At 65.5% G+C, this 7,534-nt stretch carries 3 protein-coding genes; all 3 read left to right on the forward strand.

All coding sequences use genetic code 11. The features are described from left to right. On the forward strand, positions 1 to 263 hold a 263-nt coding region (locus tag ACFQ0E_RS19065), incomplete at its 5' end, for a phosphopantetheine-binding protein (RefSeq protein ID WP_386826597.1). A gap of 78 nt (positions 264 to 341) precedes the next feature. Then, a complete protein-coding gene (locus ACFQ0E_RS19070; protein ID WP_386826599.1) occupies positions 342 to 1,223 on the forward strand; it encodes a hypothetical protein in 882 nt (293 codons plus the stop codon). A 169-nt stretch (positions 1,224 to 1,392) separates the two neighbouring features. Then, positions 1,393 to 7,534 (forward strand): amino acid adenylation domain-containing protein (locus ACFQ0E_RS19075; RefSeq protein ID WP_386826601.1); only part of this gene is annotated, 6,142 nt, incomplete at its 3' end.

Genomic DNA, 7,534 nt, shown 5'->3' on the forward strand with positions numbered 1-7,534 from the left:
CGCTGGCGCGGATCTGGTGCGAATTGCTGGGTCTGCCTTCGGTCGGCGCGACCGCGAACTTCTTCCAGCTCGGCGGGCACTCACTCCTGGCGACGCGGATGGTATCGATGGTCGGCACCCGGCTCGGTGTCCGTCTGCCGATCAAGGTCGTGTTCGACTACCCCACCATCCGGGATCTGGGCGACTGGCTTGAAGTCGGCCTGATGGCGAACGCATCGGATGCCGCAGCGACGACGACTGCGGCCGACGAGGCGCTGATCTAGCGGCAACCGGTCCGCCGCAATACACGAAGGAATCCATGATTCCGCACGGAAACCACGCATTATGGAAGGCATGAACGAATGAAACTGGGTTTTTCCGAGGAGTTCGCCCTCAAGGTCATCTCCGAAATCACACCGTTCCAGCATCTGTCCGGAACCGAGCATGTGGCCCCGCTGCTGTACTCGCTGATCCGGATGCTGAAGCCGCAGACGGTCGTGGAGTTCGGCAGCGGCTACACCACGCCGTACATCCTCCAGGCGCTGAAGGACAACGAGGACGATTTCAATTTCAACCTGAAGATCCTCAAGAGCCGGGTCGCGAAGAACTACGCGAAGCTGTCGGATCCCGCGCGCAAGGCGATGCTGCCGGACGACTGGCTGCTCGACGAGACGACGCAGGAGGTCTACGGGCAGGAGCCCGTCGTGCCGATCCCCTCGTTCTACGCCAGGCCGTACAAGCCGAGGCTGTTCACGTTCGAGGTGCTGCCCGAAGACGACATGTATGTCAGGAAGTTGAGCCGGCTCGTCGGCGAGCTGAAGCTCGATGGCTACTTCACGCTCTCGGCGGGTTGCCGTGTGACCGACTACGTGCAGATGGTGCCGGCCGAGCGCAGGCCCATCGACTTCGCCTGGAACGACTTCGGCAACAAGAAGCGCTTCTACGACGAAACGTACGACAGCATCCGCGAAGACGGCGGCATCATGGCCTTCCACAACACGACCAGCAGCGAGAAGGATCACAAGGAAGACCTCGACAAGGTCTTCGAGGCGATCCGCCCGAACCTGTTGTCCAGGAAAGCCGAGTTGCTGACGTTCCTGGAGCCGCACAAGTTCACCCAGCGCAGCCTGACCGTCGTGCGCAAGACCACAGGGTTCAAGGACGAGTTCTTCCACGACATGACGGAGGAATACGACCGCAGCCTGCTGAAGCTCTCGCGCGCCAGAAGCGACTTCATGGCCTAGTCGACGCCACCAGGAAACGCAGCCCGGGATGGCTGCGACGGCGCGACGACCGGACTCCCGGTCGTCGTCGCCAGCGGCGGTCGGCCTTGGCGCCGACACCGCGAGCCGAAGCGCATCCGGGAGGGATGCGGCTTCGGGCCCCAGCAGGAACACAAGGAAGCAACGCAGGATGAACGCTCTCGAACTCTACAAACTCTGCAGGCAAGCCGGCGTCGAACTGGCCGTCGACGGGGAGAATCTCCGCGTCACGACGTCGGAAGGCAGGATCCCCGAATCGATCAAGGCGCTGCTGCGCGAGCACAAGCAGGCGATGATCGAACTGCTCGCGGCCGATCGCGCCCCGGACGGTCCGGTCCCCGCCGGCGCAGGTGGAAGGACGGTGCTGTCCTACGCGCAATTGCGCCTGTGGTTCCAGCAGATGTACGACGAGCAGAGCGCCGTCTACAACATTCCGCTCGTCCTCGAGAGCGATGCCCGACTGGACGAAGACCGGCTGCGCAGGAGCCTGCGCTGGCTGATCGAGCGCCACGAACCGCTGCGCACGACGATCCGCAACCGGAACGGCGTCGCCGAAGCGGGCCTGCTCGATCCTTCGATCTTCGAGATCGCCGTGCACCATGACGATGGCCGCGAAGATGGCATCGCTGCGGACCTGATCCGGCAGCAGACGCACCGCGCCTTCGATCTCGCCAACGATTTCATGCTCCGCGCCGATCTTCTGCAGTGCGACGGGCAGGGTTCCCAGCTGTTCATCACGATCCACCATGTCGCTGCGGATGGCTGGTCGCTCGACATCTTCGTCGACGAACTGAACCGGGCCTACGAGGCTGCGTGCGAAGGACAGGCGCCAGCCGCCGAGCCATTGCCGATCCGCTTCAGCGATTACGCCGCATGGCAGTCGGACCGGCTGCAGGGCACGCAGCTGGATGCGCAGCTGGCCTACTGGACGCGCCGCCTGGCCCATGCGCCGGAGATCCACCAGTTCCCGACCGACAAGCCGCGACCGGCCTCGCCCGAATTCCGTGGCGATCGCCATCGTTTCGAGCTGGACGAGCCCACCAGCAGGCGCCTGCAGTCGCTCGCCCGCGATCGGGGTTGCACGCTGTTCGCCCTGCTGCAGGCGGCGTATGCGGTTTTCGTCGCGCGTTACAGCGATACGCGCGACGTCGTCTTCGGTACGCCGGTCGCGAACCGCACGCAGCACGAGGTCGCGGGGCTGATCGGTTTCTTCGCCAACGTGGTCCCGATGCGGACGACCCTGTCCGAAGGCCAGAGCTTCGCGGACCTGCTGTCACAGGTCCACGCCGATACCGTCGCAGACATCTCGCGTCACGAGATTCCGCTGGAAATGCTGATCGACTCGCTGAAGATCAGCCGGAACGCGAGCTACAACCCGCTGTTCCAGATGATGTTCTCGTACGAGGACGCGACCGCGACCGCGGGCGGCACGGGCGGTGCCCGGCGCACGCTGCGCCGTTCAGGGCGGGAGCGTCGCGGCACGGGCAGCAAGTTCGACCTCACGCTGATCGCACGGAACACGTCCGATGGCCTGAGCTTCGCATGGGAGTACAGCCACGATCTGTTCGACGCGTCGAGCGTCCGCCGGTTCGCGGCCAATTTCCTGCGACTGCTGCGCTCGATCGCCGCCGATCCGCAACGGTGCGTCGATGATCTGGAACTGCTCTCCGATGAGGAGAAGGCGTTTTTCGATACGGTCGGCACCGGTCCGCGCGTGGACGTCGAGCACATCGGTGCCCATCGCCTGTTCGAACGCTGGGCGGAACGCACTCCCGAAGCGACGGCTGTCGTCCATGGCGACATGCGCCTGAGCTATCGCGAACTCGACGAACGCGCGAATCGACTGGCCTGGGCGCTGATCGGGCAGGGGGTCCGCAAGGGCGACATCGTCGGCCTCTGCCTGCGTCATGCCTCCGGCTTCCCGGTCGCCGTGCTGGGCGTGCTGAAGGCCGGTGCGGCATACCTGCCGATGGACCCGGATTATCCGACCCAGCGCATCGCGCACATCGTGCGCGACAGCGGCGCCGTGCTGTGGTTGTCCGACGAAACCGCCGAACTGCTGGCGCCGCACGATGCGCGCACGCTCGACGTCGCCCGGGCGATCTCGAGCGGCGACGATGCGCAACGTCTTCCGCCCTCTGTGGAGGTATCCGGCGACGACCTCGCGTATGTCATCTACACCTCCGGTTCCACGGGCCTGCCCAAAGGCACGATGCTGGAGCACAAGGGGGCGGTCAGCATCGTGCAGGCGCAGCGCGACCAGTTCGATGTCCAGGCCGAAGGCGATGCGCGGTCTTTCGTGCTCCAGTTCTCGTCGATCAGTTTCGACGCCGCGACCTGGGAATGGCTGATGAGCCTGTGCAATGGCGCCTGCCTGGTCGTGCCGGATGCCGAAAGCAGGCGCGATCCTGCCGCGATGGCGCGCCTCGTGGCACGTCATGGCGTGACCCATGCGTTGTTCCCGCCGGTCTACCTTGCGGAATTCGACGATGGCGACCTGTCGAGCATCCGGCATCTGATCGCCGGCGGCGAAGCCGTACGCCAGTCCGAAGCCGCCAGATGGTCGCGCGGACGCGCCTTCCACAACGCCTACGGGCCGACCGAGACGACGATCTGTTCGACGATCGGACGCTATCTCGGCGGCAGGATCCATATCGGGCGGCCGATTTCCAACCATCGCTGCGCAGTGCTTGACCGCAACGGCCGCCGCGTGCCGGTCGGCGCGCTCGGCGAACTCCATATCGGCGGCATCGGCCTGGCCCGCGGCTACCTCAACAACCCTGAGCTGACCCAGGCGCGCTTCGTGCACATGGGCGTGGACGGCGGTACGCCCGAACGCTGGTATCGCAGTGGCGACCTCGTGCGCTGGCTCGCCGATGGCAATCTCGAGTACGTCGGACGCACCGATAACCAGGTCAAGATCCGCGGGTTCCGCGTCGAGCTGGGCGAAATCGAATCGATGCTGGTCTCGCATCCCGCGATCGCAGCCGGCGTGGCCTGCTTGCCTTCGACCGCGGCATCGACGGCCGAGCAGCCGCTGACGGTCTACTACACCTTCACGGATCCCGTCGCATCGGTCGACCGCATCTCCCTGCGGCAGTTCCTGGACCAGCGCCTGCCCGAATACATGGTGCCCGCAGCCTACGTGCCGCTAGATGCGATTCCGATGACGATCCACGGCAAGGTGGATGTCGCCCGGTTGCCCGCGCCGACGGAAGCCGACTTCGCGCGCCGCGACTACGTGCCGCCGGTCACCGACCTGCAGCGCTTGATCTGCAGCGTGCTGGAAGACCTCCTGTCTTCGACGCGCGTGGGCATACGCGACAATTTCTTCGAACTCGGCGGCGATTCGATCCTGTCGATCCGCGCCGTCGCCCGGATCAATGCGCTCGGCCACAACCTGACTTCGCGGCAGTTCTTCGATGCCAGGACCGTGGAAGCCATCGCCGACCTGCTCGAAAGCGGAGCTGGCGAGCGCGTCGCGTTCCCGCAGTCGCCCAGCGAAGGCACGCTCGAACTGCTTCCGATCCAGCGTCGTTTCTTCGACCTGCAGGCAGGATTCGAATCGCGCTATCTGCAGTCCGCGCTGCTGTTCGTACCCGAATTCGCGGACGAGGCGTTCTTCGCAGCGTTCGTGTCGGCGATCGTCCAGCGCCATGACATGCTGCGCGCCCGTTTCGCCGTTGAGGGCGACGGTACGGCGAACGCATTCTTCGCGTCTACCGAGACCGATGCGATGACCGCCTTGCATGTCGAGGACATGACCGGCATGGATGCGGAGGCCCGCGACCATTTCCTGCAGTCACGTGGCGAAGCCCACAAGTCCGCCATCGACATCGAGGATGGTCGGCTGTTCGCGTTCGTGTTCTTCAAGGCCGAAACCGCTGCCGACAGTCGCCTGCTGGTGATCTTCCATCACCTGATCATCGACGGCGTCAGCTGGCGCATCCTGCTGGATGACCTCAAGCTCGCCTTCGACCAGCATCGTGCCGGTCAGCGGATCGTCCTGCCGCAGAAGGGGACCGGTTACCAGCAATGGAGCCGGATGATCAATGCATGGGGACGCGATGGGGGCGAGGAAGCTGCCGGCACCGCTTCCGCCACCTGCGAGTGCCTGCTCGCCGTCGCGGACGCCACGCCCGCAGAGGTGGGCGACACCCTGGCCGACACGGCGACCGTGCAGGCCGTGCTCGACCCGTCCGAAACCCGCATCCTCTTGCAGGACTGCCACAAGGCCTATCGCACGCAGATCAACGATCTGCTGCTGGCCGCACTTGCCCTGGCACTCGATCGCTGGCAGGGCATCGTTTCGCCCGATGTCTTCATGGAAAGCCATGGTCGCGACGAGGACCTGTTCGACGGCGTGGATCTGAGCCACTGCCTCGGCTGGTTCACGAGCCTGTATCCGATCCGCCTGCCTGCCTGCGCGGGTCCGGAGACACCGGAACAGACGGCAATCCTCGGCGCCAAGGATGCGCTTCGCCGCGTGCGCCATATGGGGCTGTCGTATCTGGCGTCCGGGCGCCACCGCGATGCCATGGGCATCGTCTTCAACTACCTCGGCCAGTTCGATCAGCAGCTCGGCAGCGCCAGCCAGTTCGGGCGCGCCTCCGAGGCGACGGGCCACGATGTGGACCGCCGTCGTCGTCGCGAGCATCTGATCGGCTTCAACGGCCGTATCGCGGATGGCCGCCTGGTTTTCGGCATCGATTTCAATCGCCATCTGTTCCACCCGGAGCGCATCGCATCGCTGGCTTCGCATTTCGAGAGCGCGCTGCGCGACCTGCTGGCGCATTGCACGAGCCGGACGCGCGCCTGGGCGTCGCCTTCCGATTTCCCGCTCTGCGACGTCTCCCGTCGCGATCTCGACCTCTGGCAGCATGAATTCGGCGAGATCGAGGACCTGTATCCAGCCTCCGGCAACCAGTTGGGCATGCTCTATCACGCGCAGCTGGATGGCCATTCCAGCTATGCGCCGCAGAACCTGCTGCATTTCCCCGAGGACTTCGATCCGGGCGCGTTCAAGCGCGCATGGTCCGCGCTGATCGCGCGTCATGCAGTACTCCGCACCGTCTTCGTCGGCCCGGATCTGGAGCAGGGACTGCAGCTGGTGCTCCCGCATCACGAGCCGCAATGGATCGAGCACGACATCTCGTCGCTGTCTCCGGAGGCGCAGGACGCGCGCATCGCGGATCACCTCGTGCAGGACAAGCGCACGCCATTCGACAGCCGACGCGCGCCGCTGACCCGTTATACGCTGTTCAAGCGCGACGGCGGGCGCCATCTGTTCGTCTGGACCTGTTCGCACGCCATCCTCGATGGTTGGAGCCTCGGCATCGTCTACGAGGAACTGTTCGCGCTGTACGACGCCTGTCGTGAAGGTCGCGAAGCGTCACTGCCTTCCGCGCCCAGCTATGCCAGTTACATCCGCTGGACGATGGGGCGCAACGCCGACGATGCGCGCGATTTCTGGTCGCAGGAAATGGAAGGGGCCGCGCCTCGCGAACGCATCGGCCTCGAGTCGCCCGCGCTGCCGCAGGGCACGGGCAAATCGGCGATCAAGCGCGCACTGCCGGCCGGCGATCTGGAGGCGATGAAGCGTTTCGCGGCACGCCACCGGATCACGGTGAACACGCTCGTTCAGGCGGCCTGGGCCTACTGGCTGGCGCGTAGCGGCGACACGGACACGATCGTCACCGGCATCACCCTGTCGGGACGCCCCGCCGACCTGCCCGGTGTCGAAGCCATGGTGGGCCTGATGGTGAACACCGTGCCGGCCGCGATCCGGATTCCACGCGAGCAGACCGTGGTGGCATGGCTGCAGGCGCTTCACGAACAGCACGCCAAACGCGAACAGTACGGCTTCATGCCGCTGTCCGAGATCGTCAAGCTCAAGACGCTCGACGAGGGCCAGTCGATCTTCAATACCGTGCTCGGTTTCCACAGCCAGCCCGTCGAGCGCGCCGCAGGCGAAATGCAGAAGCGCGGCACCAAGGGTGGCGTCGGGCACGACGAAACGCATTACCCGCTGGTGCTCGGGGTTTCGCCGCACGCAGGCCTGCATCTGACCCTGACCTACGATGCCTCGTTGTTCGAGCGTTCGGCGATGGAGCGGATGTGCGACCAGGTCGGTCGGATCCTGCGCAGCATGGTGGCCGAGGACGATCGCTTGGTCGCCGATCTCGACATGCTCGGTGAGGACGAACGCGCGGCGCTGGTGGCGCTGTCGGAAGGCCCGGCGCCCGAGCGTGCGGCGGTGCTGCTGCCGGCGCTGTTCCGCGCCAACGCGCAGC

The sequence above is a fragment of the Lysobacter brunescens genome (genome assembly GCF_042677005.1).
Classification (GTDB): domain Bacteria; phylum Pseudomonadota; class Gammaproteobacteria; order Xanthomonadales; family Xanthomonadaceae; genus Lysobacter_I; species Lysobacter_I brunescens.